At 57.5% G+C, this 23256-nt stretch carries 21 protein-coding genes; 9 read left to right on the forward strand and 12 right to left on the reverse strand.

What is annotated here, in order from left to right; all coding sequences use genetic code 11:
• Positions 1–12 precede the first annotated feature (12 nt).
• From SIC15_RS02110 to SIC15_RS02125, 4 genes are all read right to left on the reverse strand, one after another.
• The gene (locus tag SIC15_RS02110) at positions 13–882 is read right to left on the reverse strand and encodes a formate dehydrogenase accessory sulfurtransferase FdhD (protein WP_069182760.1); all 870 of its coding nucleotides are present in this window, start codon (positions 880–882) and stop codon (positions 13–15) included.
• 183 nt (positions 883–1065) lie between these two features.
• Positions 1066–1872: a substrate-binding domain-containing protein gene (locus SIC15_RS02115; protein WP_136629944.1), complete on the reverse strand. Its 807-nt coding sequence runs from the start codon at positions 1870–1872 to the stop codon at positions 1066–1068.
• A 74-nt stretch (positions 1873–1946) separates the two neighbouring features.
• Complete coding sequence (locus tag SIC15_RS02120; protein WP_412536980.1) at positions 1947–2690, reverse strand: ATP-binding cassette domain-containing protein; 744 nt, start codon at positions 2688–2690, stop codon at positions 1947–1949.
• A complete protein-coding gene (locus SIC15_RS02125; protein ID WP_412536981.1) occupies positions 2687–3385 on the reverse strand; it encodes an ABC transporter permease in 699 nt (232 codons plus the stop codon). Before SIC15_RS02125 ends, SIC15_RS02120 begins: the two co-directional genes overlap by 4 nt.
• 116 nt (positions 3386–3501) lie before the next feature.
• Here SIC15_RS02125 and SIC15_RS02130 point away from each other — a divergent pair, with 116 nt between their 5' ends.
• The 3 genes from SIC15_RS02130 to SIC15_RS02140 all read left to right on the forward strand — a co-directional run bounded on the left by SIC15_RS02130 (position 3502) and on the right by SIC15_RS02140 (position 6140).
• On the forward strand, positions 3502–4386 hold the full coding sequence (locus SIC15_RS02130) for a substrate-binding domain-containing protein (protein WP_412536982.1): 885 nt from the start codon (positions 3502–3504) through the stop codon (positions 4384–4386).
• A 38-nt stretch (positions 4387–4424) separates the two neighbouring features.
• Positions 4425–5558, forward strand: coding sequence for a putative sulfate/molybdate transporter (locus SIC15_RS02135; RefSeq protein ID WP_412536983.1), 1134 nt, complete (start codon positions 4425–4427; stop codon positions 5556–5558).
• Between the two features lie 189 nt (positions 5559–5747).
• A complete protein-coding gene (locus SIC15_RS02140) occupies positions 5748–6140 on the forward strand; it encodes a glutaredoxin family protein (protein WP_153634363.1) in 393 nt (130 codons plus the stop codon).
• A gap of 41 nt (positions 6141–6181) precedes the next feature.
• Here the strand turns inward: SIC15_RS02140 and SIC15_RS02145 are convergent, their stop codons facing one another.
• From SIC15_RS02145 to SIC15_RS02170, 6 genes are all read right to left on the reverse strand, one after another.
• Positions 6182–6652 carry a MarR family winged helix-turn-helix transcriptional regulator gene (locus tag SIC15_RS02145; protein WP_136629948.1) on the reverse strand — a complete coding sequence of 157 codons (471 nt, stop codon included), beginning with the start codon at positions 6650–6652 and terminating at the stop codon, positions 6182–6184.
• 83 nt (positions 6653–6735) lie between these two features.
• Positions 6736–7875 (reverse strand): cyclohexanecarboxyl-CoA dehydrogenase, encoded by a 1140-nt coding sequence (gene aliB, locus SIC15_RS02150; RefSeq protein ID WP_412536984.1) that lies wholly within the window; start codon positions 7873–7875, stop codon positions 6736–6738.
• Between the two features lie 24 nt (positions 7876–7899).
• Positions 7900–8682, reverse strand: a complete 783-nt coding sequence (locus SIC15_RS02155; protein ID WP_412536985.1) for an enoyl-CoA hydratase-related protein — start codon at positions 8680–8682, stop codon at positions 7900–7902.
• Between the two features lie 31 nt (positions 8683–8713).
• Positions 8714–9481: an SDR family NAD(P)-dependent oxidoreductase gene (locus tag SIC15_RS02160; protein ID WP_222466001.1), complete on the reverse strand. Its 768-nt coding sequence runs from the start codon at positions 9479–9481 to the stop codon at positions 8714–8716.
• 35 nt (positions 9482–9516) lie between these two features.
• On the reverse strand, positions 9517–11181 hold the full coding sequence (locus tag SIC15_RS02165; RefSeq protein WP_412536986.1) for an AMP-binding protein: 1665 nt from the start codon (positions 11179–11181) through the stop codon (positions 9517–9519).
• A 320-nt stretch (positions 11182–11501) separates the two neighbouring features.
• Positions 11502–12398, reverse strand: a complete 897-nt coding sequence (locus SIC15_RS02170; protein WP_412536987.1) for a LysR family transcriptional regulator — start codon at positions 12396–12398, stop codon at positions 11502–11504.
• 142 nt (positions 12399–12540) lie between these two features.
• Here SIC15_RS02170 and SIC15_RS02175 point away from each other — a divergent pair, with 142 nt between their 5' ends.
• From SIC15_RS02175 to SIC15_RS02200, 6 genes are all read left to right on the forward strand, one after another.
• Positions 12541–14517 (forward strand): alkyl/aryl-sulfatase, encoded by a 1977-nt coding sequence (locus tag SIC15_RS02175; protein WP_069182773.1) that lies wholly within the window; start codon positions 12541–12543, stop codon positions 14515–14517.
• Positions 14514–16142: a GMC family oxidoreductase gene (locus tag SIC15_RS02180; RefSeq protein WP_083231751.1), complete on the forward strand. Its 1629-nt coding sequence runs from the start codon at positions 14514–14516 to the stop codon at positions 16140–16142. The genes SIC15_RS02175 and SIC15_RS02180 overlap by 4 nt, the downstream gene beginning before the upstream one ends.
• A gap of 271 nt (positions 16143–16413) precedes the next feature.
• Positions 16414–17232, forward strand: coding sequence for a hypothetical protein (locus tag SIC15_RS02185; RefSeq protein ID WP_374816124.1), 819 nt, complete (start codon positions 16414–16416; stop codon positions 17230–17232).
• Between the two features lie 84 nt (positions 17233–17316).
• A protein-coding gene (locus SIC15_RS02190) for an IS3 family transposase (protein ID WP_412536988.1) occupies positions 17317–18497 on the forward strand; the annotation gives its coding sequence in 2 pieces (ribosomal slippage) (positions 17317–17613 and positions 17616–18497; 1179 coding nt in all).
• An 804-nt stretch (positions 18498–19301) separates the two neighbouring features.
• A complete protein-coding gene (locus tag SIC15_RS02195) occupies positions 19302–19838 on the forward strand; it encodes a hypothetical protein (RefSeq protein ID WP_412536989.1) in 537 nt (178 codons plus the stop codon).
• 100 nt (positions 19839–19938) lie between these two features.
• Complete coding sequence (locus SIC15_RS02200; RefSeq protein WP_412536990.1) at positions 19939–20619, forward strand: TIGR04255 family protein; 681 nt, start codon at positions 19939–19941, stop codon at positions 20617–20619.
• 66 nt (positions 20620–20685) lie between these two features.
• Here SIC15_RS02200 and istB read toward each other — a convergent pair whose 3' ends face one another.
• Both istB and istA read right to left on the reverse strand, forming a co-directional pair.
• Complete coding sequence (gene istB / locus SIC15_RS02205) at positions 20686–21441, reverse strand: IS21-like element ISSpu5 family helper ATPase IstB (RefSeq protein ID WP_008170042.1); 756 nt, start codon at positions 21439–21441, stop codon at positions 20686–20688.
• Between the two features lie 11 nt (positions 21442–21452).
• Positions 21453–22994 carry an IS21-like element ISSpu5 family transposase gene (istA, locus tag SIC15_RS02210; RefSeq protein ID WP_053114397.1) on the reverse strand — a complete coding sequence of 514 codons (1542 nt, stop codon included), beginning with the start codon at positions 22992–22994 and terminating at the stop codon, positions 21453–21455.
• Between the last annotated feature and the right edge of the window lie 262 nt (positions 22995–23256).

The following is a 23256-nucleotide window of genomic DNA, read 5'->3' on the forward strand; positions in this document are numbered from 1 at the left end:
GCAGTGCCTCCGTCAATCATGTTGAGCGCCTTTTCGACGTAGCTTCTTGTCTTCATCGGGTACCTGCGACAAGTCCTGATCGAACACCAGGCGGTGCTGGCCGCTCAGGCAGGTGAATTTCTTGCCACGCATCCGGCCGATCAGGGTCAACCCGACCTGGCGGGCAATGTCGACACCCCAGGCGGTGAAGCCCGAGCGGCTGATCAGAGTGGGAATGCCCATCAGGGATGTTTTAATCACCATCTCTGAGGTCAGGCGGCCGGTGGTATACAGAACCTTGTCTGCGGCCGAAATGTTGTTCAGGTGCATCCAGCCGGCAATTTTATCGACCGCGTTGTGCCTTCCAACATCCTCCATGTACGCCAGGATTGTTTGTCCCTGGCAAAGCGCGGTGCCGTGGATGGCGCCGGTTTCCATGTACAGGCTCGGCGTGTGGTTGATCTGATAGGAAAGATCGTAAAAGGTGCTGGTGTGCACCGGCGTATCCGGCAGTGACAGGCCTTCCAGCCCGGCCATCATGTCACCGAACACCGTACCCACGGCGCAACCGGAGGTGCGGGTTTTCCTTTCCAGCTTGTCCTCGACATCGGTAACGCCTGACGTGCGCACCACCGCAACCTCGAGTTCTTCGTCAAAATCGATCCCGGTGACCGTGTCTGTTTCTTTCAGCATGCCCTGGTTGAGCAGGAAGCCGAGGGCCAGATACTCCGGATGGTCGCCGATGGTCATGGCTGTGACGATCTCCTGGCTGTTCAGGTAGATGGTCAGGGGGCGTTCCTCGATCACGCTGATCGATTTGGCCTCGCCGTTCTCGTCCACGCCCTCCACTGGGCGGGACAGACGGGGATCCTTGGGATCGGGAAGTATGGGATCAATCGTCATTTTTGTTATAGCCGTTTCCTGGTCGTACTGGAATGGATGTTGTACGGAGATTGCCAGAGATTAGCCTATTTGGCATTGAGGAAAAACAGCTGCTTTTTGCCAATAAAAAACCCCGGCAATGCCGGGGTTCGATCTGGGCAGGGTAAACAGACGCTCAGTTCAGTCGCACTAGATCCTTTTGCCTCACTGGGCGTTCGGGAAGAACAGTTGCTGCCCGTCCACTTTGAAGTCGGCAATCGCCTGCTGGCCTTCTTCCGACAGAAGCCAGTTGTGCCACTGGGCTGCCAGGTCGTGTTTGAGGTGTGGGTGCTTTTCTTCGGAGAGCAGCAAGCTGCCGTACTGGTTAAAAAGTACTTTGTCGCCCGAGAACAGCAGCTCGAGATTCTGGCGATTTTCGAACGCGACCCAGGTAGCACGGTCGGACATCACATAGGCGTCCATGCCGGCGGCGGTGTTCAGGGTCGGACCCATGCCGCTACCCAGTTCCCGGTACCAGCTGCCGCCCGGCTCCACGCCGGCGTTTTCCCAAAGCCTGAGCTCGGCCCGGTTGGTGCCGCTGTCATCGCCTCGCGATGCAAACGGTGCCTCTGCTTCGGCGATGGCAGAGAAGGCTTCGGCGGCGCTTTCCGCGTTACGGATTTTGGCGGGATCGTCTTTCGGGCCGATCAGCACGAAGTCGTTGTACATAACGTCTGCCCGCTCGGTGGCAAAGCCGTTCTCGACAAACCGTTTTTCCCCGGCGGTGTCATGCACCAGCAGGCTGTCGGCGTCGCCCCGGCGGGCGAGCTCAAACGCCTGGCCGGTGCCGACGGCTACAACGCGAACTTCAATACCGGTCGCCTCCTCAAACTTGGGCAGGATCGAGTCGAATAGGCCGGAGTTCTGGGTGGACGTGGTTGAGGCCAGCGTAATGTAGTCGTCGGCCTGGGCACTGAAGGTCAGGCCCATGGTCGTTACGGCTGCCAGAACCAGATTCAGGGTTTTTTTCATCTTGTTCTCTCCTTTGTCGTGTCTTATTCGTAGAGCGAGCGATGGTTCGGTACGTTTATTTTCTTGGTGGGTGATCAGGCCACGAGCTCTCCGCTCAGGAAGGCTTGTGCCTGGCGCGAAGCAGGGGCGCTGAAAAAGATGTCGGCAGGCGTGTGCTCCTGCACTTTTCCGCCGGCGAGAAACAGCACGTCCCCGGCCAGCCTCCGGGCCTGATGCAGGTCATGGGTTGTCATTACGATGCGTGTTCCTCTCTCGTGAAATTCCTGAACGGCGGCTTCCACGTCCTTTATGGCAGCAGGGTCCAGTGCAGAGGTGGGCTCGTCCAGAAACAGTACCGAGGGTGAAAGTGCCCAGGCCCGGGCCAGTGCCAAGCGTTGCTTCTCGCCACCCGATAACACCCGGGCGGGCGTGTCGGCACAGGCGGACAGGCCGAAGCGTGCCAAGGCTTCCCGTGCCAGTTCTGCACGCCGCTTGCGTGGGATGTTATTGACAGCCAGCGCGTGGGTGAGGTTGGCCAGTGCGGAACGGCGCAGAAGAACCGGGGTCTGGAATACCATGGCCTGGCGGGGTGTTTCGTCACCGGACCAGGTTATGGCTCCCTCCGTTGCCGCGAGCAGCCCGTGAGCCAGGCGGAGCATCAGGCTCTTGCCCGCGCCATTGGGGCCCATCACCAGTGTGGGGCCGGGGCCGTCCAGCGTGAATGAGCAGGGGCCAAAAAGCTGGTGGCCGAGAAGGTTGAACTCGACGTTGTCAAAGCGCAGCGACGGCGGTGCACTGAGTTCGATTGGTCTGTTAACGGGCACGTTCAACGATGTCATCCCATGCGCCTCTTGGCCGTTTCACTCAAAATGTACGCAGTAGCGTTGATCGCCATGACAAGCGTCAGCAGGACAATGCCGAGGCCTAACGCCAGGGGCAGGGCGCCCTTGCTGGTCTCAAGCACAATGGCCGTTGTCATGACCCGGGTGACGCCGTCGATGTTGCCGCCAACCATCATGACCGCGCCGACTTCCGCGCTGGCCCGGCCAAACCCTGCGAGCAGAACGGTCAATAGGGCAAAGCGGGCGTCCCACAGCAGTGTGGGCATCATGCGAGCCTTCGACATGCCTAGCGAGACGAATTGCTCGCGATATTCGCCCAGCAACTCCTCCACTTTTTGCCGCGAGAGCGCGGCGAGAATCGGCAACACCAGTATCACCTGCGCAATTACCATGGCCCCGGGCGTGAACAGAAGACCCAGTTCGCCAAGCGGTCCGGCCCTCGACAGCAGCAAATAAACGCCTAGCCCTGCCACAACCGGCGGCAGTCCCATCAGCGCATTCAGCGCGACAATAACCCCGCCGCGTCCGGGGAACTGCCATAACGCAACCGCAGCGCCCAGTGGAAAACCCAAAAGCGCCGCTATCAGGACCGCAACGAGCGAAACCTGCAGCGATAGCACCACGATCTGGTACAGCGAAGCATCGAGATTCACCAGTAGCGAGAGCGCCACGTAAAGCGCGTTTTCTTCCACAGCTGCGTCTCCTTAGTCTTGAGCATCGTGGCGTTTTTAACTACGCTTTGCGATGCTTGCCGTAAATAATGCAGCTAAAAACAGCATTATGCGTATCAATTGACTCCGGAGGTTCGATGTCTCTGCCTGACTATCTCACTACGGCCGAGGCTGCCGAGTATCTGCGCCTGAAAGAACGCAAGGTCTACGATCTGGTGGGCCAGGGCGTGATCCCCTGCGTGCGGGTGACGGGAAAGCTTTTATTTCCGCGCCAGCGTATAGATCTCTGGTTGATGAATCATCTGGAGGGTGACGAGGGCGTCAGCGCGCCAACGCCACCTGTGCTGGTGGGTAGCCAGGATCCGCTGCTGGAGTGGGCGGTGAAGGAGAGTAATGCCGAGCTGGCGATGCTGTGCCAGGGCAGCGGAGACGGGGTGCAGCGCCTGGTTGACGGTCGCGCCATGGTTGCTGGCATGCATATCTGGCACGCGCAGACTGAGCGTTACAACGACCCGGTGACCCTGGGCTTGAGCGGCATGCGTGACCTGGTACTGATCCGCTGGGCCAAACGCCGGCAGGGCCTGCTTCTTGCGCCGGATAATCCCCACGGAATCGTGCAGCTGGAAGACATCGCCCGGCCGGGCCTGCGTCTGGCCCGCCGCCAGCCCGAGGCCGGTGTCAGTCATCTGCTGCAGAGCCTGCTCGCCAGCTACCGAATTGATGGCAGCAAGCTTGCCTGGGCCGAACATCCCTCGCTCAGCGAGGACGATCTGGCATTGGCTGTTCGTCAGGGGGAAGCGGATGTGGGTGTGGGTATCGAGGCGGCGGCCAGGCGCCAGGGCTTGGCGTTTATCCCCCTGCAGCAGGAGCACTTCGACCTGGCCATGCGCCGGCGCCATTATTTCGAGTCGGCCATGCAGCGTTTGCTGGCCTTTGCCGGTAGCGAACGATTCGCGCACCGGGCCGAGACATTGGGCGGGTATGATGTCAGTGAACTTGGTAAAGTAGTGTATAACGCTTGAACGACAACAATAAGCAGACCATTCAGGCAGGAGCCCTAATGGGTTCGACAATGAAGAAGGTGATCAGTGAAAGCAGCGGCGCGCTGGGTGATATTGGCACATTGCTGCCCTTGACTCTCGGTGCCATTGGCGTGGCCGGACTTGCTCCAGTACCGGTACTCCTGGGTTTTGCCGTGTTTTACATCGTGACAGGCCTGTATTACCGCCTTCCTGTTCCGGTACAGCCCATGAAAGCCGTGGCCGCGTTGCTGTTGACCACCCAGGTCAGTGCCCAGAGCCTGATCGCCAGTGGCGTTCTGATCGGTGCCATCCTGTTGCTTCTGGGGTCAACCGGATGGATCAACCGGGCGGCCCGCCTGGTGCCAGGGTCGGTATTGAGCGGCCTGCAACTGGGGCTGGGGTTGTTGCTGGCCAGCATGAGCCTGGAATTGATGGCTACATCCCTGCCGCTGGGCCTGGTTGTGCTGGGGTTGCTGGCGGTCACCCTGAAACTGTTCCCCAGTTGGCCGGCGGCGCTCATGGGACTGGCGCTGGCCATGGTCCTCGGTGCGCTGCTGGGTTCACCCGGGCTGCCATTGCCGGCGGATCCTGCCATCTTCTCGATGCCCACCTTGCCCTCGATGGATGAATGGCAGCAGGGGTTCTCTATCCTGGTGCTGCCGCAACTGGCGCTGACCATCACCAACGCCATCGTTCTGACGGCTCTGGTGGTGGGGGATTATTTCGGAGAGCAGTCCCACCGGGTCTCACCGGCAAGGCTGTCCGTCACAACCGGCCTGGCCAACCTGTTCCTGGTACCGTTCGGTGCCTTGCCCATGTGCCACGGCGCAGGTGGTGTTGCGGCCCATTATCGCTTTGGCGCCCGCACTGGTCTGGCTCCAGTCCTTCTGGGTGCAGGGTTACTCCTGGTGGCGATCGTGCCCGGTGGTCTCTCGTTCATTGCCGCCGTGCCCGCGGCGGGTCTTGGCGCTCTGCTCATGGTTGCTGCTGTTGAGCTGGGCCTCACCAAACGTCTCTGGTCCGCCAAACCCTCCTGCTGGCCGGTGATTGGCATCACGGCTCTGATCACCTTCTGGGCCGACCCGTTTTTCGGATTCCTCGTCGGGGTGGCCGCGGAGACGTTCCGGTCAGCCTGGTTGCGTGGACGTTTCAACGGTGTGCATCAGGATTGAGGATATCGTCCGATTCGACTGATACACTCCCCACACCACACCCAGTGAGGGTTCAGCACCCGTTATTCTGAACACTTCATCTTTTGAAATGATATTCTCGTACACCGCTATGAGGGACGCACATCAATCCTGAATGCCGACCTCTTCGAAGCAATCGTTAACTGGAAACCCGGAGCTTTAACCGTACCCATGAGAGTTGTTATCCGTTATTTTTTCCGAACGCTGCGCCTGATACTGACACCATTCATGCTGCTCAGTGAAAAACTCAGCACGCCGGAAAGCGTCAGCCGTAGCGCTGATGAGCAGGCCCGCGCTAACGAGGCCAGCAAGGATCTGGCTCTTTACCAGTTCAAAGCCTGCCCGTTCTGTATCAAGGTAAGGAAGGAAATCGCCCGGCTGGGCCTCAACATCGAAACCCGCGACGCCCAGCATAACCCGGAGCATCGTGCAGAGCTGGAGGCCGGCGGCGGTCAGGTCAAAGTGCCCTGTCTGAAGATTCAGCAAGAGGATGGCAGTGTCCGCTGGCTGTATGAGTCTGACGATATCAAGGCGTGGCTGCAGGAGCGGTTTGAGCCGGCCTGATCGCCGGTACTGGTTGGATCGTCCTCGTCATTTATCCCGCATTATTTCTCTGGGGTGGCAGAGTCCAGGGAAATATCGATAAGTTCATGCTGCAGCTTTTTCAGAAGGTGCAGCAGGCTTACGCTGTCATCAAAACTCATCCCCTGCATGGCCTGCCGGTAAAACTCGGCAATCGAGTCCTGCAGCCGATCCCAGAAAGTCCGGCCAGATTCGGTCAATACCACCAGTCTGGCCCGCCGATCCTGGGGATCCGGTACCCGAACAACGTGCCCGTCCCGTTCCATTCGTTTGAGCACGCCGTCGAGGTTCTGGCGACTGACGTACAGGTACTCTTTGAGCTGGTTGAACGAGGTGCCTTCCTCGAAACCCTCCCGTGACAGCGCCCCGAGCACCGCCCACTGGACGGCGCTGATGCCCATTTCATTCTGAACCTGACGCTGGAGAATGTTTCCGGTCTGGAACAGGCGGAAAAACAGGCGGTTGGGAATGCCTCCGGATTCGTTGACGATCATCTGTGCTCCTTTGGTGCCCCGCTGGCGGTTGGGCCGGCGAGGGCGGTTCTCGGCGTCCTGAATCACGGAAGGCATGGGACGCGTCACTTCGGCAGGTACTCGCGGGCGATAATGTTCTTCATGATCTGCGCTGTACCGTCACCAATCTGCAGCCCCAGGACATCCCGTAAGCGCTGGGCGAACGGTAAATCCTCTCCCCACCCGGTGTGGCCATGGGCCAGCAGGCACTGTTTCACCACATCGAAAGCGAGCCTCGGGCCCCACCACTTGTTCATGGCCGCCTCGGCATTATGGGGCAGGTTGTTGTCCTTGAGCCAGAGCGCATGGTAGCACTGCATGCGCGCGGCATGAACGTAGGTCTGGTATTCCGCCAGCGGATGAGTCAGGCCCTGGAAGGCGGACAGGTTCTGGCCAAAGGCAGTACGCTCGGTCAGCCACTGCCAGGTTTCTTCCAGGGACTGCTGGGCCACCGCCAGGCACTGCAGGCCGATCAGGGCGCGGCTGTAATCAAAGCCCTGCATGACCTGTTTGAAGCCTTTACCCTCGTCGCCCATCATGTGGCTGGCGGGCACCTCCACGTTGTCGAAGAAGATCGAACCGCGGCCGATGGCACGCTGACCGTTGTCCTCGAACCGGGTGGTGGTGATGCCCGGGCTGTCCATGGGCACCAGGAACGCGCTGATGCCGGAGGCCCGTTGCTCCACCGTGCCGGTGCGGGCGAACACCACCGCCACGTCAGCCTGGTCGGCCATGGAGATGGAGGTTTTCTCGCCGTTGAGCACATAGACGTCGCCCTTTTTCTCGGCTTTCAGGCGCAGGTTGGCAGCGTCCGAGCCACCATGGGGTTCGGTCAGGGCAATGCAGGCCACCTTCTGGCCGGAGGTCATGCCGTGCAGCCATTCCTTTGCCAGGTCCGGCGCGGCGTGGCTGGCGATGATCTGGCCGTTCAGGGAGGTCAGTAGAGGAATGTAACCCACGTTGAAATCCCCTTTCGAGATCTCCTCGATGATCAGGCCGCTGGTGACGCAATCCATGCCGCTGCCACCGAACTCCTCAGGCAGTTCACCACCGAGCAGGCCCATCTCGCCGAGCTGGCGGATCACGTCCCGCTCGATCACGCCTTCCTGGTCCCGCTTGCGATAGCCCGGGGCCAGCACCTCGGCGCTGAAGCGGGCCACAACCTCGCGGATCGCGTTTTGTTCTTCATTGAATGCGAAATTCATGGTGTTCTCCGGGCTATCGGGCCGTTACTTGTAGTACTTGCGGAATTCCGGCTTGCGCTTTTCCTTGAAGGCGTTGACGCCCTCTTTGGACTCGTCGGTGTCGTAGTACAGGCTCAGGGCCTGCATGCCCAGGGCACCGATGCCGGCGATGTTGTCGCTGTCGGCGTTGAACGAGCGCTTGGCGATGGAAATGGCGGTCGGACTCTTATCGAGGATCTCGTCACACCACTTGCGCACTTCCTCGTCCAGCTGCTCCGGGGGTACAACGGCGTTTACCAGGCCCCATTCCAGTGCCTGTTGGGCGGAATACTTGCGGCACAGGTACCAGATTTCCCGGGCCCGTTTCTCGCCCACAACCCGCGCCAGGTAGGCGGTGCCGAAACCGGGATCGACGGAGCCGACCTTGGGGCCAACCTGACCGAAAATGGCGGTTTCCGAGGCGATGCTCAGGTCACAGATCACGTGCAGCACGTGGCCGCCGCCGATGGCGAAGCCGTTGACCCGGGCAATCACCGGCTTGGGTACTTCCCGGATCAGGCGCTGCAGTTCTTCCACCGGCAGGCCGATCAGGCCGCGACCGTCGTACTGGCCCTCGTGGGCGCCCTGGTCGCCACCGGTGCAGAAGGCCTTCTCGCCGGCGCCGGTGAACACGATCACGCCGATGTCCTTGTTCCAGCCGGCACGGTGGAAGGCGTCGATCAGTTCCATGCAGGTCTGGCCGCGGAAGGCGTTGTAGCGGTCCGGGCGGTTGATGGTGATGGTGGCGACGCCATCGGTTTCGTCGTACAGGATGTCTTCGTAATTCATGCTGTGTTCTCCGTGTTCGTGAAAGTGGGCGTTAGCCGGCCATGGTCAGGCCGCCGGACACACTGATGACCTGGCCGGTGATGAAGTTGGCGTCGTCACTGGCGAGCAGGGCGATGATGCCGGGGTAGTCCTCCGGTTGGGCCAGGCGCTTCATGGGCACCGCGTTGCGGAAGGCTTCCAGCAGCTTTTCCGGGTTGGGCGCGGATTCCGCGACACCCTTGAGCAGGGCGGTGTCGGTGGGGCCGGGACAGACCACGTTCAGGCACACGTTTTTGGTGGCCAGTTCCCGGGCCACGGTCTTGCTGAAGCCCACCAGCCCGGCCTTGCACGCGGCGTAGACGGATTCACCGGAGGAACCGACCCGTGCGGCATCGGAAGCCACATTGATGACCTTGCCGCCACCGGCGGCCACCATCTTCGGCAGCACCACGTGGTGCATGTTCAGGGCGCCGGTGAGGTTCACTGCGATCAGCTGGTCCCACAGTTTTGGTTCGGTCTTGAGGAACGGCATGAAGCGGTCGAAACCGGCGTTGTTCACCAGCACCGTGGGCACGCCAAGATCGCTCTCGATGGCCGCCACGGTCTCGGTGATGGCGGCGTAGTCGGTAATATCCGCGGCATAGGCGCGGGCAGTGCCTCCGGCTTCGGTAATAAGGTCAGCCGTGGCCCGCGCGGCATTTTCGTCCCGGTCCAGGACGGCCACCAGGCTGCCTTCCCCGGCAAAGCGCTGGCATACGGCGCGGCCGATGCCGCCCCCGCCGCCGGTCACGATGACTGTTTTTCCATTAAGGCCTCTCATGTGGACTTGCTCCTGTTGTTGTTCAATCAATGGGATCAACCGCGCCTTGCCGGTTCCAGGCGAACCTCTTTGGCCTGTTCGCGCAGCTTGAATTTCTGGATCTTGCCGGAGGCGGTGCGAGGCATGGCCTCAATCACTTCCAGGTATTCCGGCAGGTAGTTTTTGGACAGTTGCTGTTCGGTCAGGTAGGCCTTGACCTGGTCCAGGGTCAGGTCGGTGGCGTTCTCGTCGAGGGTCACGTAGGCACACAGGCGCTCACCCAGGCGTTCGTCGGGGCAGCCCACCAGGGCAACATCGACGATGCCCGGGTACTTGTAGAGCAGGTTTTCTACCTCCACCACCGGGATGTTCTCGCCACCACGAATCACCACGTCTTTGGTGCGACCGGTGATGCGGATGTAACCGTCCTTGTCCATGCGGGCGAGGTCACCGGTGTTGAACCAGCCGTCCTCGTCCACGCCATAGAGTTCCGGGCGCTTCAGGTAACCGATAAACAGGCTGGAGCCGCGAACCAGCAGGCTGCCCTCTTCTCCGGCCGGCAGTTCGTTGCCCTGGAAGTCGGTGACTTTCACTTCCATCCAGGGCAGGGCCTTGCCGTCGGACTGGCTGGCCCGCTCGGCCGGATCTTCCGGGCAGGTCATGGTGACGGCGCCGTTTTCAGTCATGCCCCAGGCTGAGACAATTTTGGCTTTCAGCACCTTGCCGGCCTGCTCGACCACAGCGCTGGGGATGGGGGCGCCGGCGGAAACGAAGATGCGCAGCGAATCCAGTTCGCCCTCGTGCTTGGGCGCGGTCTTGACCAGGTCGGCCAGGAAAGGTGTGGCCGCCATGGTGAAGGCCGGTTTCTCGGCACCTATTACCTTGCAGACGTAGTCCGCGTCCCAGATGTCCTGCAGGATGGCGGTCGTGCCCAGGTAAATGGGCATCATGATGCCGTACATGAAGCCGGTCTGGTGGGCCAGCGGGGAGGCCATCAGTACCTTGTCATCCGGGGTCAGGTGCAGGCGCTCGGCGTAGGGTCGCACATTGGAAAAAAGTGTGTTGGAGCTGTGCATGACGCCTTTAGGCTCACCGGTGGTGCCGGAGGTGTAGAGGATCTGAATGGCGTCGTCGGCGGTGAGCTGGCGCTCGGCAAACAGGGCCCGGGTGTCCTGCTGTTCTTCCCAGGCGGTCTCCATCAGGCGCTGCTCGAAGCTGCGTTCGCCTTCGCCGCCGATCACCAGCAGGGTTTCAAGATTGGGCAGTTCGTTGAGGATTCCGTCGATCATGGCCTCGTAGTCAAAGTCCCGGAAGACCTTTGGAATCACCAGCAGTTTGGCTTCGCCATGCTTGAGCATGAAGCGCAGTTCCCGCTCCCGGAAGATCGGCATGAGGGGGTTCAGTATGGCGCCGATGCGCATGCAGGCCAGGTGCAGGGCTGTGGTCTGCCACCAGTTCGGCAACTGGCAGGCCACAACCTCGCCTTTCCCGATGCCCATGGCTGCCAGGCCCGCTGCCATGCGGGTGACCTTGTCATTGAGCTGGCGATAGGTGAGAGCGGTGCGGGTGTCACCGGTGACCTGGTAACCGACGATGGCTTCCCGGTCTGGGGTGCTGGCCACGGCCTGGTCCAGATAGTCGGTAATGAGCTTGTTGTTCCATGCGCCAATCTCGACCATGGCGGCGCGGCGTTCCGGATTGAGAGTGATGCCTGTATCCATCTGATTCACCTGTTGTGTCCGGTTTGTTTTTGTTAGGAGGGCTGGCCATGAGCTGACGCAGTATCCAGCCGTATCAGTTTAAAAAATACGCTTTTCCAAAATAATATGTCAACATATTGCTTTATAAATTTTTATGCGGAACTTCAGGGTTTGAGAAGATTGTATTGGGTTGTTTGGGATCGTAAGGCGGGCCTGGGAGGCAGCTCTATCGATATTTGACAATATGTTGTTTTAAAGGTGGTGGGTCGCAGCAGGCTCAATGGCCAGTTTTTCTGAGCAATCTACTATCTTGGCTGGGAGGCGGGTGCCACGTTGGCGGGTCATTCCAGGTTTGCCAATTCCAGAACCATGGAACGCAGTTCAACTGCTGCAGGGGAAAGGGGTCTCCCGCTGCGCTGCAGGAGACCATACCGGGTCTGTAGAGTCTCAATCCCTGTTACCGGAAGGGTTTTCACCTTTCCGCTATCGAGTAAGCCGGCCACGATCGGTCTGGGTGCGATACTGATGGCCTCGCTGCCAGAAACAATGGCCGCGAGCATGGCAATATTGTCGCACTCGATTCGCCGTTTCAGCCCCCCTTGTTGCGCACTCATGGTCTGAACCTTTCTTTCCATATCTTCAGGCAGACGAGTCATGGCCAATGGATAATCCAGCAAATCTCCCCATACCACCCCCTCCTCCCGAGTCAGCGGATGGTCGTGGCGACAAAACACAACAACCTCGGGCTGTGGCAAGTGGGTTATTTCCAGGTCCGGATCGCCCGACAATTCGCCGGTATCGGCCACAAACAGTTCTATCTCATGATCCAGCATCGCAAGGCGTAGTTCCTGCCAGTTATCTGTTCGAATATTGAGGCGAATGGCCGGGTACCGATCAACAAATCTGGCACAGACCCTGTCCATCAGGGCGAGCGCCGGATAAGGCCCGGTGCCGATATTCAGCTCCCCTGTCTCAAGCTCATCGATGGCTTCAACTTCTTGTCGCAAAGACTCTGCCGCGGCCAGCAGGCCTCGGACATGAGGCAGGGCTGCTCGCCCGTGCGCGGTCAAAACCACACCGAAGCGCCCCCGATCGAACAGCCTTGCACCGAGTTGGCGCTCCAGCTCCTGGATGCTGCGGCTCAGGGCAGGCTGGGACAGGTGCACGACTTCACAAGCGCGGGCGAAACTGCCGCACTCAACCAACGCCATGAAATGCCGAATGTGTCTTGTATCCATAACCTGAACTATGCGTCAGGCGCATGGAAAGTCAATAAACATTGCATTGGATAAGCTCAAAATCCCGCTTCAAACTGCAGTTACCTGGCGCGCCATGCACAACCAATAAAACCCGGATGCCGCCAAAAACAGGAGATTTCGCATGTTACCCCTACTCAAGAAGGCCGCGCTGTCGGCGTTAAGTGCCGGTTTGCTGTTCCCGATGATTGCTCATGCCGACATGTCCAAGCCGGCTACCGAGGCGACGGTGCAGTTCAATCAGGCGGTGCTGAATGCACTGCCATTTTCTGACACTCAATCGTTTGAAGATGCGCGCCGGGGTTTTATGGGGGCGTTGCCCAATGGCAGGGCTCTAGATAAAGAGGCACATGTGGCTTGGGATATGGCGCCCTATGCTTTTCTGGAGGCCGATGCAGCTCCGGATTCGGTCAATCCGAGCCTTTGGCGCATGGCACAACTGAATGCTATTCATGGGCTGTTCGAAGTGGTCGAGGGCATGTACCAGATCCGAAACATGGACCTGTCAAACATGACCATCATCGAGGGCGACAGCGGACTGATTGTTATCGATCCCCTTCTGACACCTGCCACGGCCCGCGCGGCTCTGGAACTCTATTACCAGCACCGAAGCAGGAAGCCGGTCGTGGCCGTGCTTTATACACACAACCATGCGGATCATTTCGGGGGTGTGAAAGGGGTGGTAAGTGAGGAGGATGTCCGGGCCGGGAAGGTTCGGGTCTACGCTCCGGAAGGGTTCATGGAGCATGCCATTGCCGAGAACGTGATTGCCGGCAATGCCATGACCCGTCGCGCCACCTATCAGTTTGGTGCCGGCCTGACGCCGGGTGTGAGAGGTCATGTCGATACCGGGCTCGGCAAGGCGCTGGGTAGTGGACCGCTGAGTTTGATTGCGCCCACAGATACGGTGCCGGACGACGCCACCCTGACCATCGATGGTATCGAAATCGAATTCCAGATGGCCCATGGCACCGAGGCGGAATCGGAAATGATGATGTATTTCCCCCAGTTCCGGGTGCTCAACACCGCCGAGATCACCAGCCAGCAATTGCATAACATCTACACTATCCGCGGAGCCGCTATCCGGGACGCCAGCGCCTGGTCCCAGTTCATCGACAGGGTACTGGTACGCTTTGGTGATCGTGCGGATATTCTGGTGGCCCAGCACCACTGGCCGATCTGGAAGCCGCAGGAGATCACGCACTTCCTCGAAGTTCAAAGGGACCTGTACAAGCACATTCACGATCAGACGGTTCGTATGATGAACCGTGGCATGTTGCCCGGCGATATTGCCGAAAACCTGCAGTTGCCAGAAAGCCTGAACCAGGAATGGTCGGCGCGCGGCTATTACGGCACCGTCAGCCACAATGCCCGCGGCGTGTATCAGCGCTATATGGGCTGGTACGACGCCAATCCCGCCAATCTCAACCCGCTGCCGCCGCGTGAAGAATCCAGGCGCACCATCGACTACATGGGCGGTGAGGCAGAAGTGCTCCGCAAGGCCCGCAAAGACTTCGCCAACGGCGACTACCGCTGGGTTGCATCGGTCATGCGAGATCTAGTGTATGCCAACCCCGAGAACCGCGAAGCGCGAGAGCTGGGGGCGGACGCTCTGGAGCAGCTTGGCTACCAGGCTGAGGCGGGAACCTGGCGTAGCGCCTACCTGGTTGGCGCGCACGAGCTTCGCCACGGAGTGATTACGCCAAAACATGTGGGTCTGCAGCCGGATCTGATGCAGGCACTGGAAACCAGCATGTTTTTCGATGCGATGGCGGTCAAGGTCGACCCGGAAAAAGCGGCTGGAAAGCACCTGGTTATCAACTGGTCGATCACTGACCAGGGTGAGGATTTCCGGCTCAACCTGCAGAATGCCACGCTGACTCACCGGTCAGGGGAACTGGACGAAGGAGCGCACGCCAGTGTAAGCATGCCCAGGGCGGTACTCGATAAGATCCTTTTGCAGAGAACCAGTTTCCCGGAGGCAGTGCAGGCAGGTGAAATAAAGGTTGAAGGCTCGGTAGATGCCTTCTTTGGCATGCTGCAAATGCTAGAACAGCCGCAGGCAAACTTCGCCATCATTGAACCGGTGGAGCAGCAATGATGAACGAGAGCTTCGATTACATCGTGGTCGGTGCCGGCTCTGCCGGCTGCGTACTGGCGGATCGTTTGTCAGCTGATGGTCGATATTCGGTTTGTGTGCTGGAGGCAGGGTCGGGCAAGGGTTCGTTCACCATCAGCACACCCGGCGCATTTGCCGCCCACATGTTTCTCAAAACCTACAACTGGGCATTCAACGCCAGGCCCGACCAGAAACTGCGCGGTGGTCAGCCTCTGTTTACCCCCAGGGGAAAAGGGCTGGGTGGCAGTTCGTCAATCAACGGTATGCTCTACGTGCGCGGCCAGCAAGAAGACTACGACGAGTGGCAGGCGCTTGGCAATGAAGGCTGGTGTTATCGTGATATGTTGCCCTACTTCATTAGATCGGAACACCACGAGACGCTGGCTGGAACTCCCTACCACGGCAAAGGTGGCAACCTTCATATCAGTGCCCCGGAATCGGCCGAATACCCGATGTCTGAGGCTTTCGTGGACGCGGCGCGGCAGGCCGGTTTTGTCTACAGCAGCGATTTTAACGGCGCCAACCAGGAAGGCGTGGGCTATTTCCATCTGAACATCAAGAATGGCCGCCGGTTTGGTGCGGCCGATGCCTATCTGAAGCCGGCCATGAATCGCCAGAACCTGACCGTGCTTACGGACGCACACGTCAAAAAAGTGGTGTTCGAGGGCAAGCGCGCTGTTGCAGTGGAGCTACGCCACAAAGGCCAGGACCGGGTGTTGCGCGCAGATCGGGAAATCATTCTTAGCGGTGGCGCCATCAACTCGCCCCAGTTGCTTCAGCTTTCCGGAATCGGCGAGAGAGAGGCGCTGGAGGGCCTCGGCATTAGGTGCCTGCACAAATTACCGGGCGTGGGCAAGAATCTCCAGGAGCATGTAGACGCCTGCGTGCTGGTCTCAAGCCGAAAGAACAATGGCTTCACCGCCTCGGTGTTGGGCCTGCTGAAAATGCTCCCCGATACGATCCGGTACATGGTTAATAAACAGGGCAAACTGGCCAAGTCCATCACCGAGGCCGGCGGGTTTATTCGATCCCGCGAAACCCTTGATCGCCCGGATGTTCAGCTTCACATGCTACCGCTGTTGTTCGATGACAGCGGCCGTAACCTGAAACTTATGTCCAAACCCGGTTACTCGGTGCATGTCTGTGTGCTGCGGCCCAAGAGCACAGGCACCGTTAGCATCACCTCAGCCAACCCCTTTGCAGCGCCGGAAATTGACTACAACTTCTTTGCCGAACCCGATGACTGCAAAGTGATGGTGGACGGTATCCACCAGGCGCGCCGGATCCTTTCCGCCAAAGCCTTTGACGAGTACCGGGGTGAGGAAATCCACCCCGGCTCAGATTGCCAATCGGACGAGCAGATTATTGAAAAGGTAAAGGAAAAAGTAGGCCTCGTTTACCACCCGGTGGGTACCTGCAAAATGGGCACCGACAGGATGGCAGTGGTCGACCCGCAGCTCAGAGTGCACGGGCTCGAAGGGCTGCGGGTAGTGGACGCGTCCATTATGCCGCGGCTGATCAGTGGCAATACCAACGCACCGACGATCGCCATTGCTGAAAAGGCGGCCGACCTGATTCTTGAGGCGGCGGAGGGCTGCTACATCTGATTGTCAGCTTTAAACAAAAGCGAACATTCGAGTCAGAGCTTTCCTCCACAGCCTCTAGGCTCATCACCGCCATTTCATCCAGTATGATTATCGGGGCAAATTGCAGACGCTGAATGATTACATGGCAGAGATGGCCATGCTCAGCTAAGCTATTGTTTTATCGATTTATGTGCAGCGCGATTGATGATTCAGAGTCATTAATAATGACGCAGTCAAATTTTTGCAATGATAAAGCGCGCTGCCTAATTGCTGTAAAGGGTCAGGGAGAACCATGAACAACATTATGGAGATTGATCTCAGCAAACGGCTAGAGATCAAGATAAATAACAAAAAACCGGTTGGCCTTGAAGACCTATCTCTGTCCCTTTTGGCCTTTAATCATCAGTTTCACAAGTTTGTTGAATCTGAAGCAAATAAAGAAACTGACATCAGTTCCGAGCTGCTTATCAAGGAAGTTCGGAGCGGCTCAATCATTGTCGAATTGATATCTCATGCCGCTCCTATAGTCCCGTTACTTTGGGAAGGCGGCTCACTAGCGCAGTGGTCGAAAATCGCACAAGAAATTTGTGGGTGGTTGCTAGGAAAAACCGAGAAGCCACCGAAGGAACTAACGAAGCAGGACCTTCAAGATTGGAACAAGTTTGTTGAGCCGGTGGCCAAGGACAACGGCTCGCAAATGAATATCAACGTTTCTGACAACGGAAAGGTAATCCAGCAATTCATAATTAACTCAACAGAAGCGAATGCTATGCAGAATCGAATCGGGAATCTAATTTCCGATTTGGATACGCCGGAAGGGAATGTCCATACCAGAAAGGTGATGTACTGGTACCAGGCGAAATTCGATCAGAACTCAGATACTGGAAATCGGGCAATCATTGATGATCTGTCAAAATCTGCCTTGAAAGTCATCTTTGATAATAACGCCGTGAAAGATGAGATGCTTCATCCTGATCCAAAATTCGGGAAGCCCTGGCATGAACTTGCCTATGTTGTAGATGTGGAGGTTGAGACTGTTAGAGGTAAGCCGAAAATGTACAAAGTCTTGCGATATTACCCTGAATACACCTTCGACCCCGAGGCAGAATGACCTTTAACCAATGCGTCAACGGGACCGTGGACTTCCCCCACTTCAGTAGACACGCATCGATAACTCCGAAGAGGGAGAAGAACGATGCCTGCAATGAACACGGGGAAGAAGACCCAAAGGTACAGCATTGAGTTCAAGGTCAAAGCGGTGGAATGGAGCTACCAGGCGCACCGGAGCGTGAAAGGCGTAGCGGAAGCGCTGGATATACACCCCTTCATGCTGTCACGCTGGCGAAAGGAATACCGAGAGGGAAAGTTCGCCATGAAACGGGTCAAGAAAGCGCCTGATGAAGCCAAAAAGCTGATGAAAGAGAGGGATGAAATCAACCGTCTGAAACGCCGGATAGCGGAGCTTCAGGAGGAAAATGACATCCTAAAAAAGTTTCAACGTTTTCAGGCAGAGGAACGACGGAAGCGTTCAGATTCGTCTGGAAACACCGAGGACAACACGGAGTAAAGGCGCTGTGTCGTCACCTGAACATCTCTCGGTCTGGCTACTACGCCTGGGCAAACCGCAAGCCCAGTCAGAGAGCTGCTGAGAATGCTGATTTACTGTTGAAGGTTCGAAGAGTCTACAACGACAGCAAAGGCCGCTATGGCAGTCCACGGGTCTACCAGGCTCTGCGTCGAGAGGGGCTGGTTGTCGGCGAGAACCGGGTTGCGAGGGTCATGCGGGAATGGGGAATGAAAGCCCGTGTTGCTCGCGTGTATCGCCGAATGAGGAAGCTGAGGGAAGACCTGAAAGCCTTGCCCAATCATCGACTGGAGGCCGACAAACCGGTCGCAGCGAATTTGCAGTGGAGCAGCGATGTCACCTACATCAAGCTGGGCAAGAAATATGTGTTCCTGGCGGTTGTGCTGGATCTGTATTCCCGACGCATCATCAGTTGGCGGCTTGGTGAGAATCTGAGCGCAGATTTTGCCAGGGCAACGCTCAGGGAAGCCTTCGCGAGCCGGAAACCGTCCCCGGGCCTATTGTTCCATACGGATCGTGGTATCGAATATCGCGCTCATAAGACCCAAGCTCTGCTGAATCGATACTTGGTACGGCACAGCATGAACCGCCCAGGACAGTGTACGGATAATGCTGAGGTGGAGTCCTTCTTCAAGACACTGAAGGGCGAGTTGCTGCACGCCACTAGCTTCGTGACGATGCGGCAATTACGGAAACATATAAGTAACTATATTGAGAGCTTTTATAACAGCCAAAGGCTGCACAGTGGTCTTGGTTACCGGACTCCGATAGAGTTCGAAGGAATCAATTGATGGGGCGTGTCCATTTTATTGGGGGAAGTCCACCGGCTTTCCGCTGGCGCTCCAAACCGGCCCGTTATGCCAGCGGTAGGAATTTATGAGACTAGATCAAGCATTAGCCCAAAAGTTTAGAGAAAGCCCTATCACCGATATTTCGTCGGGGGTTATCTACTATGTGCACACGGGGCGAAACGCATGGCACAGTACTTGGATCACGCGGTATTCCAATGGATGCATGCATACGACTATGGAGTCAGCGACAGATTACGCTGAAGGGATGAGGACTAAAGGCACTGTCTTCTATATCAAACAACTGCCGTGTCTCGTTTTCCGGACTAACAATTGGTCGTTACTTGTGACTGAGATTAACTCCCGGAATCCGCTGTCAGGTTACTCGCCTGATGCTACCTCCAAAGAGACTCCTTCTGGTGCTACCAGGATAAATGGCGCAATAGACAACTATATGGTCATCGGTGCTCCACTCAATGGAGTAGCTCTCTCGTTTATGCCGAATAGCCGATTTTGGAACGTAAGGCCGGCACCTAAGAACTCCGTTATTTTGCTCTCATGTTTTGATTCTGGTTTACAAGTTGAAGCGCTCCCCTCAGGAGGCTTGAAAGCCTTCAAGTCGTTTTCAAATGGAGGAAATTACTACTTGGGCTGGGCCAAGAAAGAGTCTGACATTAAAAGTGTGGGCATTTTAAGCTTGGCAAAAAAAGTACAGCCTAACCAATAGTTGCCGTTCATTCCGTGCCTATGGCCCTACACCGGACGCACTAACGTGCGCCTCGTTATGCACGAATATGGAAGGTACTGATGTTTAAGAAGCTGAAAAATTTAATCTTTGGTCGCTCTTCCTATGATGTGAGTGCAGCAAGGGGCGAGTCAGCGCAGAAACAAGTTCGCTTCACCATGCGAGCTGGAAAACTCGTTGAGACCGATGCGGTGTTCGACGCCTGGACGTCCGGTGATATAGCCCGCATGCAAGCGGCTTTGGCGGAGAAAACGAACCTTGTAGATAGGCACTTTCTATTGATGAGCCTGGTTGATCAATCCTACAAGTATCGTAAAGATGACCCGGAACTGGAAAAGCTCTGCGCAGAAATATCGGAGCAACATATCCAAGAATTCCCAGAGATCAAGCCGGCGCTTGTCAAGAGCCTTGACGGGCTACTCCCAAGGGTTACAACCTTTCAAAAATATGCAACTTTGCTCACGGAGCAAAATAATTTCGACCGTGCTGTCGAGGTATGTGATATAGCTATTTCTCACGGCCTCCATGATGGAACGAAAGGCGGTTTCGAAGGGCGTATAGAGAGGATTAAGAGAAAGGCGGCGAAGCATAGTGCATAACCCGCGCAGGAGCGGCAATGCCCACTGAATTGCGCCCTCGGCTTCATTTAATGGGTAGGGCCAGCAAGCGATTAGTCCGATAATTTAGGGAAATACTAAAATGTACGAAGATGTTTGTTACAAGAGCCCTTTTCTCAAAGAGGTCATTTTTAAGGCGGACTTCCCAACCCGAGTGCAAGGTGTTGAGAAAGGGCTGTCGGCAAAGTTAAGCAACCTGATTCTGAGAAAGTTCCCGTTATCTGAACCTCAAAAGGCCCATGCGCAAGAATTTCAATTCTCTGGTGGAACAAACTTCCAAGCAAAAAGCACTGAAATAATGCAATGGCTTTTTCACAGTCAAAAACGTGATAAAACCTTGGCGGTAACTCAAGATTCTTTTTCGTACACCAATAGAGCATATAAATCTTACGAAAATCTATTAGAGGATATCGATGAGCCATTGAAAGCTTTCTATGGCGACTACAAGGGAATTACTGCCGGGCGGCTTGGGCTACGTTATGTGAACGTAATCGATATCCCTAATGAAGATCCACTTGAGTGGCGGGATTATCTACATGAAGATATGCTCGGGATTATCGATTTCAATCAGGATAAAGACTATCTAACGAGAATGTTTCACATCCTTGAGTATAACTATGATGGCTTGGCCATTAAGTTCCAGTTCGGCATCGCTAATCCGGATTATCCAGCAACTATAAGAAAGAAACAGTTTGTTTTAGATATTGATGCATATTCGCATGGGGTGCGTAAACCGCTGAAGGTTGCCACCCATTCCACGTGAAGCCTGCCACCCGGACCGGAGCAAGGCTGCCACCCATCGGAGCGTAGCGACGCGGGGTTTCTCTTCTTACTCCGAAGTCTCAGTGCCCGTCAACTTTGCCTGCTGTTTTCGCATGGATTCGCCCCGCAGATTGATCTTGTAGGCGTTGTGTACGAGCCGGTCCAGGATGGCATCTGCCAGAGTGGCGTCACCGATGATGCCGTGCCATTCCTCGATGGGTAATTGGCTAGTGGCGATGGTGGAGCGCCGGCCATGTCGGTCTTCCAGCACCTCCAGCAAGTCCCGCCGGTTCTCCGCGCTCAGCTTCATCAGCCCCCAGTCATCCAGGATCAGCACGTCGACCTTGGCCAGGCTGGTCAGGAGCTTTGAGTATTGGCCATCGCCCTTGGCGATGGTCAGCTCTCGTAGCAGCCGGGTCAGGCGGACGTACTGGGCGGTGTAACCCTCCCGGCAGGCCTTGTGTGCCAGAGCACAGGCCAACCAGGTTTTCCCGACGCCAGTCGGGCCGGTGATGAGCACGTTCAGGTGTTCCTTCACCCACTGGCAGCTGGCCAGACTCTGGACAAGCCCTTTATCCAGGCCCCGTGAGTTCCGGTAATCAATGTCTTCGAGGATGGCGGCGTGTCGCAGCTTGGCCCGGCGCAGGCGGCTGCTCATGCGTCGGTTGTCCCGTTCCGTCATTTCCCGGTCGACCAGCAGGCCAAGGCGCTCCTCGAAGCTCAGGTCGGTAATGTCGGGGGTGGCCGATTGATCCGCCAGGGCGGCGGCCATGCCGGTCAGTTTGAGGGCGTGGAGCTTATCCAGCGTGGGATGTTTCAGCATGTCAGGTTCCTTCAGTGGTAGTAGGCGGGGCCACGGATGTTGTCGTGTGTGTCGGGTAAGGCCAGTTCTTGTTGCTCTTCCAGGGGCTGCTCATCCAGGCGGTGCTTGAGGATGGATTCGATGCTCTTGTATCGGCAACTGCCCAGCATCAGGGCGCGTTGGCAGGCACGTTCTAATCGTGCCTCGCCGTAGCTCTGGCCCAGCCGGAGAATGCCCAGACAGGACCGATAGGCCTGTTGCGGATGCTTTCTTGCCCCCAGCGCGGTACGGATAAGCTTTTCAGTTGCCGGTCCAGTCTTGGCTGCCCAGGCGGTCAGTCGCTCTGGGGTCCACTCGCCGGCTTGGCGATGGGACTCCGGCATGTGAGCGGCGATGGTGCTATGCCGACCCTTCTGATCCGAACGCCGGTGGCTGGCGATCCGGTTGCCCCGGTGGAAGCATTCGATGGTGTTGTGGGTGATCCGGACCTCCACCTCTTTCTTGATCAGGGTGTAGGGCACCGAGTAGTAGTGCCCATCGATGGCCACGTGGTAGTCGATGTGTACCCGGGCTTTTTTCCACTCGGCGTAGACATACGGCTCGGCGGGTAGCGGTTGTAGAACCGGCTGGTCCAGCTGTTTGAAGTGATCAAGCCGGCACCCGGGCAACTTGCGGAAGGGGCGGCTATTGAGCTTCTCCAACAGCTCACGGATGGTGGCGTTGAGCTGCCCCAGGGAGAAGTGCTGACGATGGCGCAGGGCCGCCAGGATCCAGCGCTCAACGATCAATACGCCACCTTCCACCTTGGCCTTGTCACGGGGCTTGCGAACCCGTGTGGGGACAACGGCCACGCCATAATGGCTAGCCATATCCTGATAGGTCGGATTGAGATCCGGCTCGTAGCGATGGGCCTTGCTGACGCCGGAACGGAGGTTATCCGGAACCACCAGTTCCGGCACGCCGCCCAGGAACTCGAAGGCTCGGATGTGAGAGCCGATCCAGTCCGGCAGGGTCTGGCTCCAGGTGGCCTCGGCGTAGGTGTAATTGGACGCACCCATCACCGCCACAAAGACTTGCGCCTCATGGATCTCACCGGTGGTGCGATCAATGACGGGCACCGTGTGCCCAGCATAGTCCACGAACAGCTTTTCACCGGCTCGGTGGTCCTGACGCATCACCAGATCCAGCTTGCCCTGCCAGGCCCGGTAGTGCTCGCAGAACCAGCTGTACTGGTAGCCATCCGGATTGGCTTCCCGGTACTCCTGCCAGAGCAGGAACAGGGTGACGTTCTTGCCCCGGAGTTCATCGTGGATTCGCTTCCAATCCGGAATGCCTCGGGCCTGTGCCGGCAGATCCGGTGGTGGCGGGAACAGCCGTTGCTCCAGCTGGGCTTCACTCAGATCCTCTGGCAGCGGCCAGCCAAGCTCCGCCTCAGCAGCACGCCGCAGATACTCGCTCACAGTGGGGCGACTGATGCCGCAGGCTGCGGCAACCTGCCGGTTACTCAGCCCTCGCTCCCACTTGAGGCGAAGGACTTCTTTGATTTTACGCATGGATAACCTCATCGCTGGCATCTGGCCCTCTCCGGATGAAAAGGAGCAGAGTACCGTTAGTTATCCCGCGCCGGACGTTTTGATGGGGAAATCAGGCAGCCTGCCAGGGTGGCAGCTTTGCCGTGGAATCAGTGGCAGCTTTCGCGTGGAATGGGTGGCAGGCTTCGTCTGGAATCAGTGGCAACCTTGGTCTGGAATACGCACATGGGGCATTTGAATATTCAGATTTCCACGATTTTATTGAGCAGGCCCATAGTAAAATACAATCACTTTTCGAGAGCAG

Source organism: Marinobacter sp. MIT932201, assembly GCF_047123295.1.
Classification (GTDB): Bacteria; Pseudomonadota; Gammaproteobacteria; order Pseudomonadales; family Oleiphilaceae; genus Marinobacter; species Marinobacter salsuginis.

What these genes read in the sequence shown, in the direction of transcription:
- SIC15_RS02110 (WP_069182760.1), bottom strand. Translation starts at nt 882, where the DNA reads ATGACGATTGATCCCATACTTCCCGATCCCAAGGATCCCCGTCTGTCC.
- SIC15_RS02115 (WP_136629944.1), bottom strand. Translation starts at nt 1,872, where the DNA reads ATGAAAAAAACCCTGAATCTGGTTCTGGCAGCCGTAACGACCATGGGC.
- SIC15_RS02120 (WP_412536980.1), bottom strand. Translation starts at nt 2,690, where the DNA reads ATGACATCGTTGAACGTGCCCGTTAACAGACCAATCGAACTCAGTGCA.
- SIC15_RS02130 (WP_412536982.1), top strand. Translation starts at nt 3,502, where the DNA reads ATGTCTCTGCCTGACTATCTCACTACGGCCGAGGCTGCCGAGTATCTG.
- SIC15_RS02135 (WP_412536983.1), top strand. Translation starts at nt 4,425, where the DNA reads ATGGGTTCGACAATGAAGAAGGTGATCAGTGAAAGCAGCGGCGCGCTG.
- SIC15_RS02140 (WP_153634363.1), top strand. Translation starts at nt 5,748, where the DNA reads ATGAGAGTTGTTATCCGTTATTTTTTCCGAACGCTGCGCCTGATACTG.
- SIC15_RS02145 (WP_136629948.1), bottom strand. Translation starts at nt 6,652, where the DNA reads ATGATCGTCAACGAATCCGGAGGCATTCCCAACCGCCTGTTTTTCCGC.
- aliB (WP_412536984.1), bottom strand. Translation starts at nt 7,875, where the DNA reads ATGAATTTCGCATTCAATGAAGAACAAAACGCGATCCGCGAGGTTGTG.
- SIC15_RS02155 (WP_412536985.1), bottom strand. Translation starts at nt 8,682, where the DNA reads ATGAATTACGAAGACATCCTGTACGACGAAACCGATGGCGTCGCCACC.
- SIC15_RS02160 (WP_222466001.1), bottom strand. Translation starts at nt 9,481, where the DNA reads ATGAGAGGCCTTAATGGAAAAACAGTCATCGTGACCGGCGGCGGGGGC.
- SIC15_RS02165 (WP_412536986.1), bottom strand. Translation starts at nt 11,181, where the DNA reads ATGGATACAGGCATCACTCTCAATCCGGAACGCCGCGCCGCCATGGTC.
- SIC15_RS02170 (WP_412536987.1), bottom strand. Translation starts at nt 12,398, where the DNA reads ATGGATACAAGACACATTCGGCATTTCATGGCGTTGGTTGAGTGCGGC.
- SIC15_RS02175 (WP_069182773.1), top strand. Translation starts at nt 12,541, where the DNA reads ATGTTACCCCTACTCAAGAAGGCCGCGCTGTCGGCGTTAAGTGCCGGT.
- SIC15_RS02180 (WP_083231751.1), top strand. Translation starts at nt 14,514, where the DNA reads ATGATGAACGAGAGCTTCGATTACATCGTGGTCGGTGCCGGCTCTGCC.
- SIC15_RS02185 (WP_374816124.1), top strand. Translation starts at nt 16,414, where the DNA reads ATGAACAACATTATGGAGATTGATCTCAGCAAACGGCTAGAGATCAAG.
- SIC15_RS02195 (WP_412536989.1), top strand. Translation starts at nt 19,302, where the DNA reads ATGTTTAAGAAGCTGAAAAATTTAATCTTTGGTCGCTCTTCCTATGAT.
- SIC15_RS02200 (WP_412536990.1), top strand. Translation starts at nt 19,939, where the DNA reads ATGTACGAAGATGTTTGTTACAAGAGCCCTTTTCTCAAAGAGGTCATT.
- istB (WP_008170042.1), bottom strand. Translation starts at nt 21,441, where the DNA reads ATGCTGAAACATCCCACGCTGGATAAGCTCCACGCCCTCAAACTGACC.
- istA (WP_053114397.1), bottom strand. Translation starts at nt 22,994, where the DNA reads ATGCCAGCGATGAGGTTATCCATGCGTAAAATCAAAGAAGTCCTTCGC.